Source organism: Streptomyces sp. RLA131, from assembly GCF_056270125.1.
On the sequence record NZ_JBWDOQ010000002.1, the window covers coordinates 8,337,327 to 8,352,703 of the forward strand.

At 66.7% G+C, this 15,377-nt stretch carries 14 protein-coding genes and 1 pseudogene; 5 read left to right on the forward strand and 10 right to left on the reverse strand.

Features of this window, described 5'->3' with window-relative positions; all coding sequences use genetic code 11:
* Nucleotides 1-120 precede the first annotated feature (120 nt).
* From RWE79_RS38760 to RWE79_RS38785, 6 genes are all read right to left on the reverse strand, one after another.
* Complete coding sequence (locus RWE79_RS38760; RefSeq protein WP_475945380.1) at nt 121-810, reverse strand: LysR family transcriptional regulator substrate-binding protein; 690 nt, start codon at nt 808-810, stop codon at nt 121-123.
* A 64-nt stretch (nt 811-874) separates the two neighbouring features.
* Entirely contained in the window at nt 875-1,903 is a 1,029-nt protein-coding gene (locus RWE79_RS38765; RefSeq protein ID WP_475945382.1) for a DUF6215 domain-containing protein, read from the reverse strand.
* Between the two features lie 107 nt (nt 1,904-2,010).
* Nucleotides 2,011-2,544, reverse strand: a complete 534-nt coding sequence (locus tag RWE79_RS38770) for a hypothetical protein (RefSeq protein ID WP_475945384.1) — start codon at nt 2,542-2,544, stop codon at nt 2,011-2,013.
* A 353-nt stretch (nt 2,545-2,897) separates the two neighbouring features.
* Nucleotides 2,898-4,712 carry an N-acetylmuramoyl-L-alanine amidase gene (locus RWE79_RS38775; RefSeq protein ID WP_475945386.1) on the reverse strand — a complete coding sequence of 605 codons (1,815 nt, stop codon included), beginning with the start codon at nt 4,710-4,712 and terminating at the stop codon, nt 2,898-2,900.
* 36 nt (nt 4,713-4,748) lie between these two features.
* The gene (locus tag RWE79_RS38780; protein WP_475946266.1) at nt 4,749-6,041 is read right to left on the reverse strand and encodes an IS701 family transposase; all 1,293 of its coding nucleotides are present in this window, start codon (nt 6,039-6,041) and stop codon (nt 4,749-4,751) included.
* A 106-nt stretch (nt 6,042-6,147) separates the two neighbouring features.
* Nucleotides 6,148-6,882 (reverse strand): SMI1/KNR4 family protein, encoded by a 735-nt coding sequence (locus RWE79_RS38785; RefSeq protein WP_475943840.1) that lies wholly within the window; start codon nt 6,880-6,882, stop codon nt 6,148-6,150.
* Nucleotides 6,883-7,494: 612 nt separating this feature from the next.
* Between RWE79_RS38785 and RWE79_RS38790 the strand changes: the two are divergent.
* Together RWE79_RS38790 and RWE79_RS38795 are read left to right on the forward strand one after the other, a co-directional pair.
* A pseudogene (locus RWE79_RS38790) lies at nt 7,495-7,761 on the forward strand (IS630 family transposase); the annotation flags it as partial.
* Nucleotides 7,762-7,793: 32 nt separating this feature from the next.
* Entirely contained in the window at nt 7,794-8,222 is a 429-nt protein-coding gene (locus RWE79_RS38795) for a hypothetical protein (RefSeq protein ID WP_475945388.1), read from the forward strand.
* Nucleotides 8,223-8,793: 571 nt separating this feature from the next.
* On the opposite strand, the gene RWE79_RS38800 is transcribed toward RWE79_RS38795, so the two are convergent.
* Complete coding sequence (locus RWE79_RS38800) at nt 8,794-10,773, reverse strand: APC family permease (RefSeq protein WP_475945390.1); 1,980 nt, start codon at nt 10,771-10,773, stop codon at nt 8,794-8,796.
* Nucleotides 10,774-11,869: 1,096 nt separating this feature from the next.
* On the opposite strand from RWE79_RS38800, the gene RWE79_RS38805 reads away from it, so the two are divergent.
* The 3 genes from RWE79_RS38805 (at nt 11,870) to RWE79_RS38815 (ending at nt 13,244) form a co-directional block, all read left to right on the forward strand.
* Nucleotides 11,870-12,343: a hypothetical protein gene (locus tag RWE79_RS38805; protein WP_475945392.1), complete on the forward strand. Its 474-nt coding sequence runs from the start codon at nt 11,870-11,872 to the stop codon at nt 12,341-12,343.
* 264 nt (nt 12,344-12,607) lie between these two features.
* Nucleotides 12,608-12,733 (forward strand): helix-turn-helix domain-containing protein, encoded by a 126-nt coding sequence (locus RWE79_RS38810; RefSeq protein ID WP_475945393.1) that lies wholly within the window; start codon nt 12,608-12,610, stop codon nt 12,731-12,733.
* Between the two features lie 112 nt (nt 12,734-12,845).
* Nucleotides 12,846-13,244 carry a hypothetical protein gene (locus tag RWE79_RS38815; protein WP_475946450.1) on the forward strand — a complete coding sequence of 133 codons (399 nt, stop codon included), beginning with the start codon at nt 12,846-12,848 and terminating at the stop codon, nt 13,242-13,244.
* On the opposite strand, the gene RWE79_RS38820 is transcribed toward RWE79_RS38815, so the two are convergent.
* From RWE79_RS38820 to RWE79_RS38830, 3 genes are all read right to left on the reverse strand, one after another.
* Entirely contained in the window at nt 13,194-13,658 is a 465-nt protein-coding gene (locus RWE79_RS38820; protein ID WP_475945395.1) for a hypothetical protein, read from the reverse strand. The two genes, RWE79_RS38815 and RWE79_RS38820, sit on opposite strands and share 51 nt — an antisense overlap.
* 531 nt (nt 13,659-14,189) lie before the next feature.
* Complete coding sequence (locus tag RWE79_RS38825) at nt 14,190-14,816, reverse strand: hypothetical protein (RefSeq protein ID WP_475945397.1); 627 nt, start codon at nt 14,814-14,816, stop codon at nt 14,190-14,192.
* A gap of 31 nt (nt 14,817-14,847) precedes the next feature.
* A complete protein-coding gene (locus tag RWE79_RS38830; protein WP_475945399.1) occupies nt 14,848-15,291 on the reverse strand; it encodes a hypothetical protein in 444 nt (147 codons plus the stop codon).
* Between the last annotated feature and the right edge of the window lie 86 nt (nt 15,292-15,377).

Consider the following 15,377-nt stretch of genomic DNA (forward strand, 5'->3'; position numbering starts at 1 on the left):
ACTCCGAGGATCCGCGACCATTGGGCAGGGGCCTGAGCGCTCCTCCGCCGCGTCCGCCTCACCAGTTCCGCAATCGAGAATCGGTCACCGCCAACGGCGGAATCCCAGGTCCCGGACGGCTCATTCTGTACCAGTGGTGGATCCTCGGCTGGGGTCACTGGCTGTCGAAGCGCGTCGTAGTCCGAGGCGGCCGGGGAGCCGGTTGACCACTGCTGCGAGTTCCCGGGAGGGGGGACGGCGGGACACCATGAAAAGTGTGAGGTGGCCGGGCAGGGGTGCGAGGGACAGCCGGTCCGTCTCCTGTGCGTAGGCGCGCCCGAGTCCGCGGGGCAACACGGCCGGGCATTTGAGGAGGCGGGCCATCCGCACGGCGGTCTCCGCGGTGGCCGCCGTGCGGGGCCTGGCGCCGAGTTCGCACAGCCGTTCATGCATGATGCCGGTGGACATGTCGTACGTGTAGGCGACGACGTCGAGGCCGGCGAAGGAACGCCGGCCTTTGCCGACCGGCACTCCGGCGGGTGTCAGGACGGCCAGCCGGTCGCTGCCGACAGGGACCGCGCTCACGGTGGCGGGAAGGCGCATCTGGTTGGCGACGGCAACGAAGGCCGCGTCGAGGGATCCTTCGCCGACCGATTCCGTGAGCCGGTCACCATGTTCCACGACCTGGTGGACGGTGGCGCCGTCCATCAGCTCTTCCAGGGCGGGAAACAGCCACGGCGCAAGGCTGCTGAAAGTGCCGACGGTGAAGGCGCGTGTGCGTGCCGCGGTCCGGATCCAGGGCCAAGGCGATCGCGGCACGCATCCCGTCACAAGACTGATGCCGTCGCCGGCGGCGCGACTGGACCAATCCTTTCGCCGAAATGTCCTCGGCGTCTCATCGGACAGGCCGTTCGGGGATCGTCGGAAGAAGCTTCTCAGCGATGTCGAGGAGAACGCTGTCGTCCGGGAGGGCCGTGGACGTGCTCCACACGGTGATCTCGTAGTAGCCGCCCCGGTCATCACGGTCGAGGGCCACGGACAGCGTCCTGGCTAGGGGACCTTGTTCGACCGGTCCGCCGGATCCGCCACTCCCGAGATTGATCTCGAACTTCATGGTGTGATCCGAGGAGAGGACCGCGGGCCGTCCGAGAACCGTAAGCGTCTTGATGTCCTTCTCATCCCCGAACTTCATCAGCTTCACGTACTGGTCGGTCGACAGCTCGTTGTAGGTGGCCGAGACATTCACGGTGTACGTGTCGAACGTGACCTCGGCCTCCGGTTGGGCGACCTTCCCATCAGTCAGGGGAGCGGTGTTGCTGGTGCCGGAAGCAGTGGTCGCGGTCTCTCCAGGCGTTCCAAGGAGCTTGGCCAGGTCTGGCCGGTTGAGCGCCTTGCACAGTTCTTCACCGGTCACAGGCTGGGGCGTGTCCTTGTAGGCCTTCGGCAACTCCTCGTGTACCCCGTCCGAACACGAGGCGGGCTGCGAGGCGGTGTCGTCGGACGGCATGAAACGTGGGGCCACCAACAGCGCGGCCGCGAGTGCCCCGAACACGGCCACGGCCGCGACGGCCTGGCCCCACGCGTTGGGCTCCTTCTCCGGAGTGTCCGGGCCGGGACGCGGCCCGGTTCCGGCCTGGGCCTGGGGCTGGGGCTGGGGTTGGGGCTGGGGTTGGGCGGCAGCATCGACCGCCGGCCCGTCTGCGGAGGCTGCCGGACTCGGGTTCCGGCGTGCGCGCAGGGCCTGGATCACCGCGTAGACGCGTATCGCGGTGAACACGAGGAACGCCACGCCGAGACCGGCCGCGACCCCGTCGTGATCCCGGACGGCGAGATACATGATGCGTACGCCGAGAACGGACCCGACCGCGATGAGCAGGGGCTCGCGGACCCAGAACGGGAGGAGACGGAGGAGGAAACCGAGCATCCGGCGATCTCACCAGGACAAGAACACATTCGCTATGGTGGAAGCCACAGTTCCGGGCACGTGAAGGGCCGGGGTGTCTGCCTGGTGTTCCCGGAGGCCGATCGTGCTCACTTCTCGGGCTCTTTCTTCCCCTTCTTCTTCTTGGGAAAAAGGCTTTTCCACCAGCCGTCCCCCCAGGGGCGGGGGGACTCGCGCCTGGGTGGCGCGGGGTAGCGGGCGATGCCGCCGCTCGTCGGAAGATCGTCCTCGAATTCGCAAGCGGCTATGGCTAGGTATCCCTGGTGCCACAGCGTCTGGAGGACTGCGGTGATCGCGGCGACTACTTCGTGGGCATCCGCCGTTGGCGGGGCCTCGCACTCCAACACGGTTTCCCATTGGAGGAAGTCGAAGGGATGGGCGCTGCCGGCGGTGGCGTAGCCGTTGCCTGTTCCGTGGACCCGCACCGGGCCGACGGTCAGCTCCCCTGCATCGTCAGCATCGCCGAGGCGGACCTTCAGCCACGCGGTCAGCTGTGAGCCGTCGTCCGCATTGACGTAAATATCGCAGTCCTCGTACGAGACCCCCGCACCGAGAGAAAACGATGACGACCCATCCTCCACTGAACTCCCCAACCCCTCTGTACGGAACTCCGCCGGGACCATCACCCGCAAGGTGCCATCGGCCGATTCAGATGAGCAACTCAAGCTGGTGATCGGCGTGGCGCCCCGGGGCGGGCGCAACTGAGATTCTCCGCCAACACCCGGCATGACCGTGGCTCCTGCCCGCTGGCTACAGCCTCCGTCACTGCTTCCACGTCCGGGCCCGAGGGTCACTCTCGGGGGAGTGGACAGCCACACCCTGATCGGCCACACATAGCATTCACTTGGCAGAAGCGCAGGGCTCGTGCCCGACCTTGGTCGGACACGAGCCCTTTCGGTTCGTGGGGATCTCCCCGCTGCTCAGCGCACGAGCGGCACGACGATTTCCCGAGGACACCACTGCGGGTGGTCTGGGATCAGTCGCGGGTTGTGCGGTCGGTGCCGGCAGGGACGGTGGAGGCGGTGACGTCGCCTTCGTAGACCAGGGCGGTGCGGTGGTTGTACTGGATGGTGTACATGGACTTGCCGCCGATGACGACGGTGCCGCTGGACTTGAAGTAGTCGTCGGTGGGAGCGGCAGGCGCCGTGGAGACGTAAGCCTGACCCGACGGGATGGTGTACATGCTCAACGCAGCCTGGGTGGAAGGTGACAGACCCACGGGGTACTCGGCGGCGTCGGGGTAGCTGGAGCCGTAGACCTGGACGGGCGGGCTGGCGGAGGTCTGGCCGCCCTTGACGATGGTCGTACCGTTGGCGGGGATCGTGTTGACGCCGCCCGGGTTGTGGAACCAGACCTCGGTGCCGCTGTACCAGATCGCGGTCCAGTCGCCGCTCTTGTCAGCCACAACGAACTGCTGGCCGGCCTCGGCGGTGCTGCCCCAGTCGTTGATGCGGTCGGTGCCGGCGGCGCCGGGGTGGACTGCCTGGTCGCCGAACAGCGGCGCCGAGTCGCTGGGGGCGGTGCGCAGGTAGACGAAGTTGGACGGCTGCTCCCCGCGCGTGCACGTCGTGATGGCGCCGGTCGGATCGTCTGCGGGGCAGATCTGAACGGTCTGCTCGTTGCCGGCGAAGCCGGGGGCGATGGTCACCGCCGACCCGACATCACCGATTCCGTGCTCCCCGGCGATCGGGGCGCCGATCAGGGCCATGAAGTGCTCCCAGTCCCAGGACGGACCCGGGTCCCAGTGCATTCCGGACACGGTTCCCGAGGTTGGGCCAACAACGTTGTCATGCCCGATGATGTGCTGCCGGTCCAGTGGGATACCGAACCGCCCCGCCAGGTATTTCACCAGGTCCGCGGTCGCCTCGTACTGCACCTCGGTGTACCAGGTCGCGCCATGCGCGGCGTACCCCTCGTGCTCGATGCCCACGGAGTGCATGTTCGTCGAGTAGTTGCCCGCGTGGAAGGCGAGGTCCTTCGTGGGCACCATCTGCGTCACCGCGCCGTCCGAGGACCGCATCACGTAATGTGCGGCACCGCCGCCGGGGGTCTGGAAGGTGGTGATGGTCGAAGCGTACGAGGACTCGGTGTCATGGATGACGATCGAGTCGATCCTTATGCCATTGGCCGGCCGGTCGGAGACCTGGCCATTGGACGCTGCCGCCGGCACGAACGTGCAGTCCACCGTCGTGGGGCACTCGGTGTCCGCCGCCGCAGCCGACTTCAAGTGCAGCCGGGACAACTGCTCCGTGGCCGGGCTGACCTGGGGGTCGGCCGTCAGTGCCACGCGCTGCCCATCCGCCGTGGTGCGCCCGGCGCCCTTCTTCAGAGTGCCGAAGACGCGGTCGGCGAACGCCTGCGCGCCTTGCCGCTGGGTCGACTGACTGTACCGCGCCACGGCTGCGTACCAATGACCCGGATCGGCCGAGGACTCCTCACCGACCGTCTTCTGGTACGACGCCAAGAGTGCCGCCCCACCTCGGATGTTCGCTGCTGCGTCAGCGCGCAGCTGCTGTTCCGAAAGCCCGGTCAGCCGTGCCGCCGCCTCCAGCGTGTGCAGGGCCGGATCCGCAGCCGTCTTCGCCAGGTCTGCCCGACCCGCCGCACCCGCGTCCCCGCCGGCCAGCATGGATGGTGTCATGTCCGTCAGATGCATCGGCCCGTACCCGCCACCGGCACTGTGTTCGCCAGCATGCGCGTCCCACGCCGACTCCTGATAGGCCACCGCCAGCAGCACTCGTTCCGGCACATCGAACTCCGCCGCCGCAGCCGCGAAATCCGTTTGCCGCAACGCCCCTGCTAGTACTCCAGCTGTAGATGGTGATCTTCAGGCTTGAACGGCTTGTCGCCGGTAGTGGTTGGCCTGGGATCGGGCCTGGTGGCGCCGTCGCCAGTCGGACCAGCCGAGCTGATGGGCGGCATCGTGGACGGGCCGAATGACGAGGGCGATGAACAGGCGCTGGATCTCGTTGCAGGTGAGCGGTATGAGGCCGTTCGGTGCCGACTGCCGGGCGTGTTCATCGGCTCGGACGACAGCGAGGAAGGCATGGGCGAGCATGGCGAGGGTGACCCAGCGGGACCAGGACGCGTAGCGGCGGACCTGGTGCTCGTCCAGAGCGGCCAGGCCTTTTCCTGACTGAAAGAACTCCTCCACCCGCCACCTTGATCCAGCGACTCGCACCAACTCGGCCAGCGGCACTGCGGCGGGCGAGTAACAGCGGTAGTAGGCGAGTTCGCCAGTGCTGCGATTGCGGCGGATCAGCAGCTGGCTGCTTCCGGGGCGGGGGGCGGCGAGGTCGATGACGGCCCAGTCGTAGAAGCGGTGACCCTTCGCCCCGGTCCCAGCCGTCAGCTTCTGCCAAGCACGCTTGGGAACCTTCTTGGCCAGGGCATCCGCGCGGAACGTGCCAGCCCCCGTGGCGGCTTCGTGCGAGCAAGCCACCGCGAGGACGTAGCTGGTGCCGCGTTCCTCCAGCACAGCCCGAAGTTTCGGGTTGCCGCCGTAGACCTCGTCGCCCGCTACCCATGCAGCCCGGTGGCCAGCGTCCAGGAACCGGGCGACCATGCGCGCAGCCAGTTCCGGCTTGGTGGCGAAAGCGGTCTGCTCGCCGAGCCCGGCGGCGCGGCAGCGGTCAGGGTCAGCGGTCCAGGAGCGCGGGATGTACAACTCCCGGTCCACCGCGGCGTGCCCGCGCCGACCGGCGTAGACCATGTAGACGGCAACCTGGGCGTTCTCGATCCGGCCGGCAGTCCCGGTGTACTGGCGCTGGACGCCGACCGTGCCGACGCCCTTCTTCACGTCGCCGGTCTCGTCGACCACCAGCACCGCCCGCTCGTCGTGCAGATGTTCCACTACGTAGCCCCGCAGGGCGTCACGGACCGCGTCAGCGTCCCACTTGGCCCGGCTGAGCAAGTGCTGCATGCCGTCCGGGGTGGACTCCCCGGCCCACTCGGCGATGGTCCAGCAGTTCTTGCGAGGCAAGTCCGACAACAGTCCGAGCACCAACCGCCGGACCCGGCGTCGGGGTTCGACCCGGGCGAAATGGCCTGCGATCCGCGCCATCAGGCCCTCGAATGCCTCCTGCCAGTGGGCAGGATCTAGGCTGTGACCTGCGGCCATCGCGTGATCTTCAGTCTTCACACACCGATGATCAGCGGTGGCCGTACCCATTCCCGCACCGGCCCCTGCCAGTACGAACGCGGCTTGGGGTGATAGCACTGACCACTCACGAGCTGAACCAGCGCAGCCAGATGGGCACGTCCGTCCCTGCGTGCCAGCGGTCGCTTGCCGCACGACGCAGTTCCGGGGTTGTCAGCGGCTCCTCGCGGGTGAGCCAGTCCAGGTACCACTCGCCGAAGGAGGCGGGCTGTCCGTCGTCGTTCAAGAGCGGGTTGAGGCGATCGCAGGTCGCGCGTCCGTCGAACCACATGGCACCACGCATGGGTCCGCTGACCACGAGGAGGGTGTAGAAGCCGCAGCCGTCATCGCAGAGAGGAACGGCCCCGGAAGTCCGCGCGTCCTCGGCGGCATCGGCCGTCTCCAGCCACGCGTCGTGATCGGCTTGGTAGGCCGCAACAGAGGCGTAGTCCCCCTCCTGGGGTTCGGTCAGACAAAGATCTTCGCTCGCTGCGAGAGCGGTGTCGTGGTCCGGGAACGGCACATGCAGGTTCGCACGGTCCACAGGCTGGTCGCCGTCCCAGCGCCAGCCACGCTGATCGACCCGAAGCGTGCGAACCCGCCCGCCGGCACTGACGCGCAGCAGGTACTGGCGATAGTCGTCAGGGAACACCACACCGAACTGTTCCTCGGCCTGACGCACCTGAGCCTCACTTAGAACCGGCGGGAGAACGGCGCTGGCCTTCGATCCCCGCCGTGCGTAGAGAGCGATTGTCCGCTCCCGGACACCGCTCCAGTCCATAGTCTGCATGCCCGGCAAGATAGCCCGTCGGCCAAGGACCATTCAGGCGGCCCTTGTCGGATTCGCCGAGTTGCAGCTGGGGTGTCCCCGCAGTTGACCTCCCATCTCGCGGCGACAGGGAGATCACTGGAAAGCCCAAGATCACGATCTACGACTGGAGTACTAGGGTCTTTTCCCCCGTAGCCTGTGCCGCTGCCGGGACGGCAATGGTCCCGGCCACCGCTAGCAGCGCCGCCGCCAGCGCGATCGGCCGATGTCGCGCGGCGTCCCGTCGGCGTATGTCTGTCTCTGTCGTAATCAAGGGTCCCCGAATCTCAATCGACGGGGCCGTGGCCCCTTCGACAGTGCTGGTTGTTATGGCGTAAGTCGTCCGAAGGCGTGCGGAGCCATCACGCAAGATGCCTTGCCGCCTGTGCGCCGAAGTGCAGCCGACATCCGCCCGTACTCAGCCTGAGGCCGAGTTCTTCGCGAATCTAGCAGACAGCATTGCTCGTGATCACTGAGGAGGTTGCTTCAACTTGGTTGTCAGCAGGACGAGTTGAACTGAAACGTGTGGATAGGTGCGGAGGGACCCCAGTCGTGTGGTGTGTCCGCTGGAGCGGTGTACTGACGGCCATTCGATGATCTCGTGAAGGTCAGCAGTTCGTGCCGAAGAACCGGGTCGAGCTGTGCTTCACCCCGACCTACGCGTCCTGGGCCAACCCCATCGAGGCCCACTTCGGGCCGTTGCGGCAGTTCACCGTCGCCAGCTCCAACCACCCCAACCACGCCGCGCAGACCCGAGCCCTCCACGCCTACCTGCGCTGGCGGAACCAGAACGCACGACACCCCGACGTGCTGACCGCCCAACGCAGGGAGCGTGCTCGGATCCGCAGCGAGAAGGGCATCCGCTGGGGCGGGCGACCGGCGAAAGCCGCGTGACCCTACGAACGGCACCAGCAACACTGACGGCCATGACCGTTGATCGTGAGGCGCTTCAGGCCAGCTGGAACCAGACCCATAGCCACCTCGGCGCCGCCCGGGCGCACTTGATGGGCCTGCCAGACATCGATCTCTCCGTGCTGGACCTGATGCTGTGGGGCCTGCCCACCCACGACGCCGACCCGCTCACCACCGGCACCCTCACCCACGGCAGCAAGATCACCTTCAGCACCAACGCCCCCGACCCCGTCCTGACCGGCGGCTGGCCCCGGCGCATGACGGGGACACGCGCGGAGAAAGCCACTCGCATCGTGGTCAACTCCGTGGTCTTCCGCTCCTCCGGACAGAACCTCACCACCGCCGGCACCTACATCGAGATGGCCTCCCGCCTCCTCGAACCCACCCTGCTCGCCCTCGCCGCCCTCGCCGCCCTCGCCGTCCGCGGCCGCATCAAACGCTGACACCCACCACCCGCCCGAGACCACCGCCACCACGAAGCGTTCAGCCCACTGAACGCTCTACCGGTGATCCCTGCGCCGATATCTCCGGCGCCGCTCCTCACTCCGTTGAGCAGCGGAGCAAATGGGGCGACATCGGTGCCGACTTCTACCACCAGCTCGGGTTCCGGTTCCACTGGCGTGACGTTCGCACGACCGGCTCGCCGGCCAGTGCGGTCGCACCTGGAGCGGCCGACCCCGGCCATCACCTCCGGGAACGCCGGCCTCATCTCGGGTGCTGCGCCTCGAGCGCAGCTCCACCCGGGCCCGCGTCGAATACCGGGGCCCGGAATCCGTCCCACTTGGCCTCGGCGGCGTGCAGCAGGGCAAGGTCCGGGCTGTTGTAGGACAACGCCCGCGACACCGCCACCCTGCGCGACGCCTGCGGCCGCCTCGTCGACGATTATTCGTCGGACCAGGATGGCCACTACCGCGGCGACGCATGTCGCTGACGCCGCATACCGCGGGCGGGCAGACCATGCCGCCTGCCCGCGCACGTGAGACGGCGGCACGTCGGGGTGGTTGGGGTGTGGTGTCAGCCTGCGACGTGGATGCCGGGGCGGCGGGCGGGGTCGGGTTGGTGTTGGCGGATGATCTCGCGGGTGAGGGGGGCGGTGTCGCCGCGGCCGAGGAGGAAGTAGCGGAACATGTGGGTCAGGGGGCTGCCTTCGGCCCAGGCGAAGTAGCAGTGCGGCTGGACGCCGGTGGTGTCGTGCAGGGTGAGGAGGATCGCGGCGATGGCGTTCGGTGCGGCGGGGGCTTCGGCTCGCAGGATCCGGTGCCCGTCGATTTCGACGCCGTGGACGGTGAGGGTTTCGCTGAAGTCGGAGGGGTCGACGACGTCGATCTCCAGGAACAGGATGTCGGCGAGGCCGGGCACAGGGTTGGTGGCACGCTGTTCGCGTTCCTTGTCGGCGTATTCGGCGCCGTCTCCGGCCTGGCGGCGGTTGGTGATGATGTTGATGGCGTTGTCGTGGGCGAGGGTGTCGGTGATGAACCGGCGGGCGGCCTCGTCGAACATGATCTTGTCTGCGCGCAGTTCGGTGGTGCGTGAGATGCGGGAGATCAGCGAGATGGTGATGATGCCGACGATGAACATCGCGGAGATGGTGATGCCGTCCGGCTTGTCGATGATGTTGGCCACCAGCGCGTAGAGCAGTACTGCGGTGAGCGCGGCGAATCCCCCGGACAGGGTGCGCTGGCGGCGGCGCAGTGCGGAGACGGTGGCGGCGAAGGCACCGGAGACCATCATGGCGAGGATGCCGGTGGCGTAGGCGCCGGCCTGGGCGTCGATGGCGGCGTCGAAGGCGATGGTGATGATGACGCACAGGGCTGTGTAGACGAGTACGACGGGGCGTACCGCGCGGCCCCATTCGGGGGCCATGCCGTAGGCGGGCAGGTAGCGCGGGACGATGTTGACCAGTCCGGCCATCGCGGAGGCGCCCGCGAACCAGAGGATCAGGATGGTGCTGATGTCGTATGCAGTGCCGAAGGCTTCCCCGACGTGTTCGTGGGCCAGCCAGGCCAGGGCCCGGCCGTTGGCCGCGCCGCCCGCCTCGAACTCCTTGTGCGGGATGAGGACGGTGGTCACGAAACTGGCGGCCAGCAGGTAGACGCTCATGACAAGTGCAGCCGTCGTGAGCAGTCTGCGGGCGTTGCGGATGCGGGACTTCAGCCGCTGCTCGCTGCTCTCGCCCTTGGCGGCGATGAGGGGCATCATGCTCACCCCGGTCTCGAATCCGGACAGCCCCAGCACCAGCAGCGGGAAGGCCAGCAGCGCGGGTCCGGCCAGGTCACCGAAGCCGCGGCCTTCGGTGAGGGCGCTGGTCCATGCCGAGAAGGCGTCCGGGCTGGTGAACACGTCCACCAGGCCGACGCCGATGGTCACCGCGTTGAGTGCGAGGAAGACGGCGACCAGGGGGATGGCCACGCTCACGGCTTCGCTGAACCCGAGCAGGAACACTCCGCCGAGGAGCACCAGGAGCGCCACGGTGATGACGACCTCGTGTCCTTGCAGAGCGTGCGGGGCGTAGGAGCTCTGCACCAGATGTACGGAGGCGTCGGCCGCGGACAGGGTGATCGTGATGATCCACGAGGTCACCACGAACCCGAGCAGGACCAGGACGAACAGTTTGCCCCGCCAAAACGGCAGCAGGTCCTCAAGCATCGCCACCGACCCGGCCCCGTGAGGACTCTCGCCGGCCACCCGCCGGTACATCGGCAGCATCCCCACCAGGGTCAGCATCACGAGCAAAAGCGTGGCCAGCGGTGAGACCGCACCAGCTGCGAGGGCGGCGATGGCCGGCACGTAGGCCAGGCTGGAAAAGTAGTCCACGCCAGTCAGGCACATCACCTTCCACCAGGCATGAGACTCGCCAGCACCTGTCTCCGCCGTCGGATTGACCGCCTGCACCCGGTGTCGCAGCAACCACCGCGCCAGAGCGCCACCTTGGCGCTCCGGTGTGGCAGGATCCTTCACCACGTCCACCGCGGCCAGATCGTTCACGTCGGTCATATCCCCCCACACCCTTCAACCCGCTCAGCGGACAGGGCTCCACAGCCCCGCGACGATCACCGAGTATGCGGCCTCCCGGCGCCTTCGCCCTACCGGGACGACGGCCCGCAGGAGAGCACGCATCCCCGCCCTTCTTCCCCACCGCTTCCCCGCCACTCATCTGGCGTGCGCGCTAATCACCGAGGAAATGACCTCACCTTCGCCCGGCACCGGGGGCGGCGTCGCGAAGGTTGGCTATGCGTTAGGCGAGAGTCAGGTGAGCTTCCTCGACGGACATCTGGGTATGGACGCGCACGAAGTAGCGGCGTCGCCGACTTTGGCGTCAACAACTCACCCGGCCGTGCGGTGAGAGCCGCGGGTGCGCTTGCGGCCGCGGACTCTGCGGGGAAGGGGGTCAGGGGGGTGGGGGGCGCACCGGTGTTGGCGGGGTAGGTCAGGAAGGGCTGGGGCTCGGCATCGGGGTCGATGACCGGTGACTCCGATCCGAACAGTGAGGGCACCAGCAGCAGCCCGCGGCCCTCCAGCCGCAGATCGTCCTGTGGGCTCAGATCGAGGGCCAGGCGCGCTTCCTGCGGTAACCGGGCAAAGGACCGCCGTCGCCATACGTCGTACCGCACCGGCTGATTCCGGTCCTGCAGGACCCGTACCGCGTTGGCGAGTTCCAGCATCGGCCTCGGCCACCCGGGTCCGGGCCAGGTCCTCGGCGGTGAAATGTATTCGGTAGACCACTGCTTCCCCCGTGCTCGATCGAGCCATGCCTGGTGATCGCCCATGATTTTTCCATCAGCCCGTGATTCAAGCCAGGTTGAAACACCTCGGCCCCTCCTGCCCGGGTGGGACAGGCTGGCGGACGGGCGCAAGTAGTCCCTCCAGGCCTCGAACCGACTCAAACAGGGGAGCAAGCAGATTGCACAGAATCCTTGCGGTGGTGCGAGACCGGTCGTGGCGCAGTCGGCGGTGGAAGGGGTCCAGGCCTCAATCAGGCGCCGGCACCCGTCGAATGTGAAGCACTGGTAGTCAGTCTTCGACGCTGCCAGCACCGGCGGCACTGGTCCGCTCTGTACGCGCTCCGACACACCATCTATAGGAGAAAACCGTGAAACGCATACTGCTCGTACTCATCGCAGCACTGGGCCTGCTGATCGCCGTACCCGGCGCGGCGAACGCCACCGACGACTGGCACTACGACACCAGCTCCCCAGGCGGCCGCGGTTACAATTATTCCGGGGACGAGAGCAGCGTTGCCGGCGGCGTGTACCAAGAGGTCGACGAGTGGACGAACTCCAGCGAGTATTCCGCGATCCAGGCGTACGTGGAGGACACATCCACCGACGGCTACTGCGGGACCATCGAGATCGCCTACACGTGGGGCGGATGGCAAAGTGACGACTGGCACTACCGCACCGTCCCAGTGCTGGACTGCTCCACCAACGGCGTCGGCACGGCCAAGGCATACTTCTACAGCAATTATCCGATTGGGAACCTCAACGCCCGAGCCTGCCACGCGAACTCGGCCGGGGAGATCATCGAGTGCGAGACGAAATGGCACCCGACGGTGCTGTTGCCTTGAGATAAGGGCGAAACGGCCCGCACCCCGAGGCGACGGGAGTGCGGGCCGTTCGTCACGATCCCGATCGTGTCGCGCATGACGATCGTTGCGGCGAGCTGTGAGGTTTCCGGCTGTCCTGTGACAGCGAACCCCCCTGGCTGGTCACCTCCTCCTCCGCTCGCAGGATCGCCGGCACTATCGCCCGACAGCGTCGGAGACACTGGTCATTGGGGCCGAACTTGTAGACCATGACGCGAAACGCTGGAGAGCAGGATCCGGTCCTCCATGTGCAAGTGCCGACCGACGGACCGCGAGACGGAGGCGCTGCGGCTGGTCGCGCAGCGCCTAAGCTGCCGGCAGATCGCTGCGCTGCTCTTCATCTCCCGCCAAACGGTTCACAACGAACGGTAGAACGTGAGCGTGTCGTGCACCTTCTTCCAAGCTGGCAGGTCCAGCACGCCCTCGTCAAGCTGAAGTTGACAACCACGGGGAACTCGTCCACTAAGCCGATCGGCAGTGAGTCGTGGCGCGTGAACACCCCCGGACGATCGAGGACATTGCGATGGGAGCGAGTGCCTACCGCATGCTCACCGAGCGCCACGGCGAGCGTCTGCCGGACTGGTTTCACGCCGTCCGGCAGGACGACCTGCCCTGCCTCCATACCCTGGCCGCCGCCATCGACCGCGACCGCGACGCTGTCATCGCCGGTCCGACCCTGCCCTGGGGCTCGGGTGCAGTTGAAGGGCGCGTCCACCGGATCAAGGTGCTTGAGCGCGAGATGTTCGGCCGCGCCGGCTTCGACCTCCTACCTCCTGCCCAAGCGAGTCCTGCTGGCGTGACACAGGCGCGCGACCTCCCACTGCCGCGACGCCTATACCGGCTCCTCATACAGGTCGATCTCGCAGGGTACGCGATCGAGTAGCAGGTCGAGATGGCCCTCCATGACGGCGAACCACTGGTCGAGGTCCACATCGGTATCGTAAAAGAACCAGGAGTCGAAGCTTCCCAGGGCGTCCAGGGTGGGTTCGGGCTCGTAGCGGAGTTCGTAGTGAACCTGCACGTAATGGTCGTGCTCGCCATCGTCGTCATCGCTGATGACGAACTGGCGAGTGAGGTCGACAGTGAACATCGGTCGCCCGCTGAAGGCGTACGTGCCGTATTGGAAGAGCAGGCCGTCGGAGTCGGGCGTGGGCGCTGTTGCAAAGCGCTGCCTGCCGAATCGCATGAAGGCCAGCCATGCAGCCCGAATGGTCAGCTCAGCCGTCGTTGGCCGCCCGGCCGTCAGCTCGGCACGCAGGATATCGAGGGCTTTCTCCTGCCTTGGCCGGTTGGGCACTCCGCCTCTCCTCGCTTCGTGACTCAGCATCTTGACGTCGTGGGGCCGGATCAAAACCAGTCCGACCAACGGGGCGTTCGCATCGCGTTCTCGCGATGCTCGGTCAGAGCTTCGCAAAATGATCCGCTTCAGCGTCCCCCCTGCTCTCGTCGTCGCAGCCGTGGGCCAGGTCGCCGTGCTTGAGCTCCTGCTTCAGTCGTGTCCACTACCCCGGGCTCGACCGCCCGACGGTCATCGGCCCGGTGACCCGCAGAGCGTCAGTGCCGCCCTCGCGCCACGCGCGCCCGCCGGCGTCGCACCGACTGCGCGCTCATCCGCAGATCCCTCGCGATGCCCTCGGTCTTCTCCCCAACCGCGAACTGCCCGGCTGCCTCCATGCGAAGCCGCCCCCGCTTCTCCCGCTCTGCCGGCGTCAGACCGTCCCGTTGTGCGTACCGCATGGTGCCTTCGGACCGCGACGATCAAGCAACGTCACCAGCTCGCCGACATCGCCAGTTCAACCTGAGTGACTGCGCCCAGTGGAACCGGCCCTCACTCCGTGGCTGCCCGTTTCAGGGAGATGCCTGGCGCATAGAGTGCCAGCACCGCCACAGCGAAGTAGACCAAAGCCACCAAGCCCATTTGCTTGTTGCCGCCCTCGTTGACGAAAAAGGCCAAGCTGGCCATCCCTCCCACAATCGCCAGCACTAGGGCAACCGCGTCGCGTTTTCTCCTGTCGTGATCACGGAGGATGGCCCACCAGCTGAAGAGCACGAGCATCGATGCGATTGCGAAGCACCACTGAAACGCTGGCTCGTGAATTGGCGATGCGGGAGGTATCAGCCAGTCTCTGACATCGACTTGCGAGGGCGAGGAGGTCGAACTCACCGCCCTGGGCAGATGAGCGGCGATGAAATAACTCAGCACCAGATAGATTGTCTGTGCTATGACCGCGACGAGGACTCCGAGTGCGGACATCAAGCGCACTGCTGCGGGAATCTGCGACGCTCTCGTGTACAGGAGACGTGCACGGTCGTGCATCGACTTTGCCCACGCGAACCATGCCTGCAGAGCCATGACGACTACGACGATGTAGAGGACCAGGCTATCGTCCCCGAATACGGTTCCCACGATCGCCTTGAAAATATCGTCTGGCTGAACCGGGTCGGGAATTGCCAATGGACTGTCCTCCGGTCATAAAGCCGATCGTTCAAGGGAAGCCAGCCGCAGGGTCCGGCGTCTTCCACGTCTCAGCGGCGCGACCCCGCAAATGCTCAGCCTCCACCCCGGGCTCCCTCGTGCGCAGCGCAAGGCTATACGGGGAGTTCGTCATCTGGAAGCTGATGGAGGGACCGGAGAGACTGCAAGGATCGGCCGGCTGCTCCTCGTCGGTCTCGTGGCCGGCGGATGCGACCGTTCGTGGTTCGGCTTGCTGATCGTTTCGGAATGAAGTTGTGGGGCGGCGGAGGCAGATGATGCCGCAGGCCAGTTCGAGCAGGCTCTGGTGGAGGTCGGCGCGGCGCTCGTTGCGGATGCGGAGTCGGTTTGAACTGGTGTAGCCACAGGCGAAGAAGGAGGTCAACAAGCTGATCGCCTCCGGGCGGGCTGTCGTCGAGTACGCCTTCGCCCATGGGAAGAACTGGCGGATCCTCACCACGCTGCGCCTTGACGTCCGCCGCGCGACAACCACCGTGAAGTCGATCGCTGACGGACGCTCTTGGCGGAAGACAGGCCGCGGCG

Excerpts from the sequence above, each read along its gene's own strand:
- RWE79_RS38810 (WP_475945393.1), top strand. The coding sequence starts at position 12,608 with ATGTGCAAGTGCCGACCGACGGACCGCGAGACGGAGGCGCTGCGGCTG.
- RWE79_RS38770 (WP_475945384.1), bottom strand. The coding sequence starts at position 2,544 with ATGGTCCCGGCGGAGTTCCGTACAGAGGGGTTGGGGAGTTCAGTGGAG.
- RWE79_RS38795 (WP_475945388.1), top strand. The coding sequence starts at position 7,794 with ATGACCGTTGATCGTGAGGCGCTTCAGGCCAGCTGGAACCAGACCCAT.
- RWE79_RS38765 (WP_475945382.1), bottom strand. The coding sequence starts at position 1,903 with ATGCTCGGTTTCCTCCTCCGTCTCCTCCCGTTCTGGGTCCGCGAGCCC.
- RWE79_RS38800 (WP_475945390.1), bottom strand. The coding sequence starts at position 10,773 with ATGACCGACGTGAACGATCTGGCCGCGGTGGACGTGGTGAAGGATCCT.
- RWE79_RS38785 (WP_475943840.1), bottom strand. The coding sequence starts at position 6,882 with ATGGTCCTTGGCCGACGGGCTATCTTGCCGGGCATGCAGACTATGGAC.
- RWE79_RS38780 (WP_475946266.1), bottom strand. The coding sequence starts at position 6,041 with ATGGCCGCAGGTCACAGCCTAGATCCTGCCCACTGGCAGGAGGCATTC.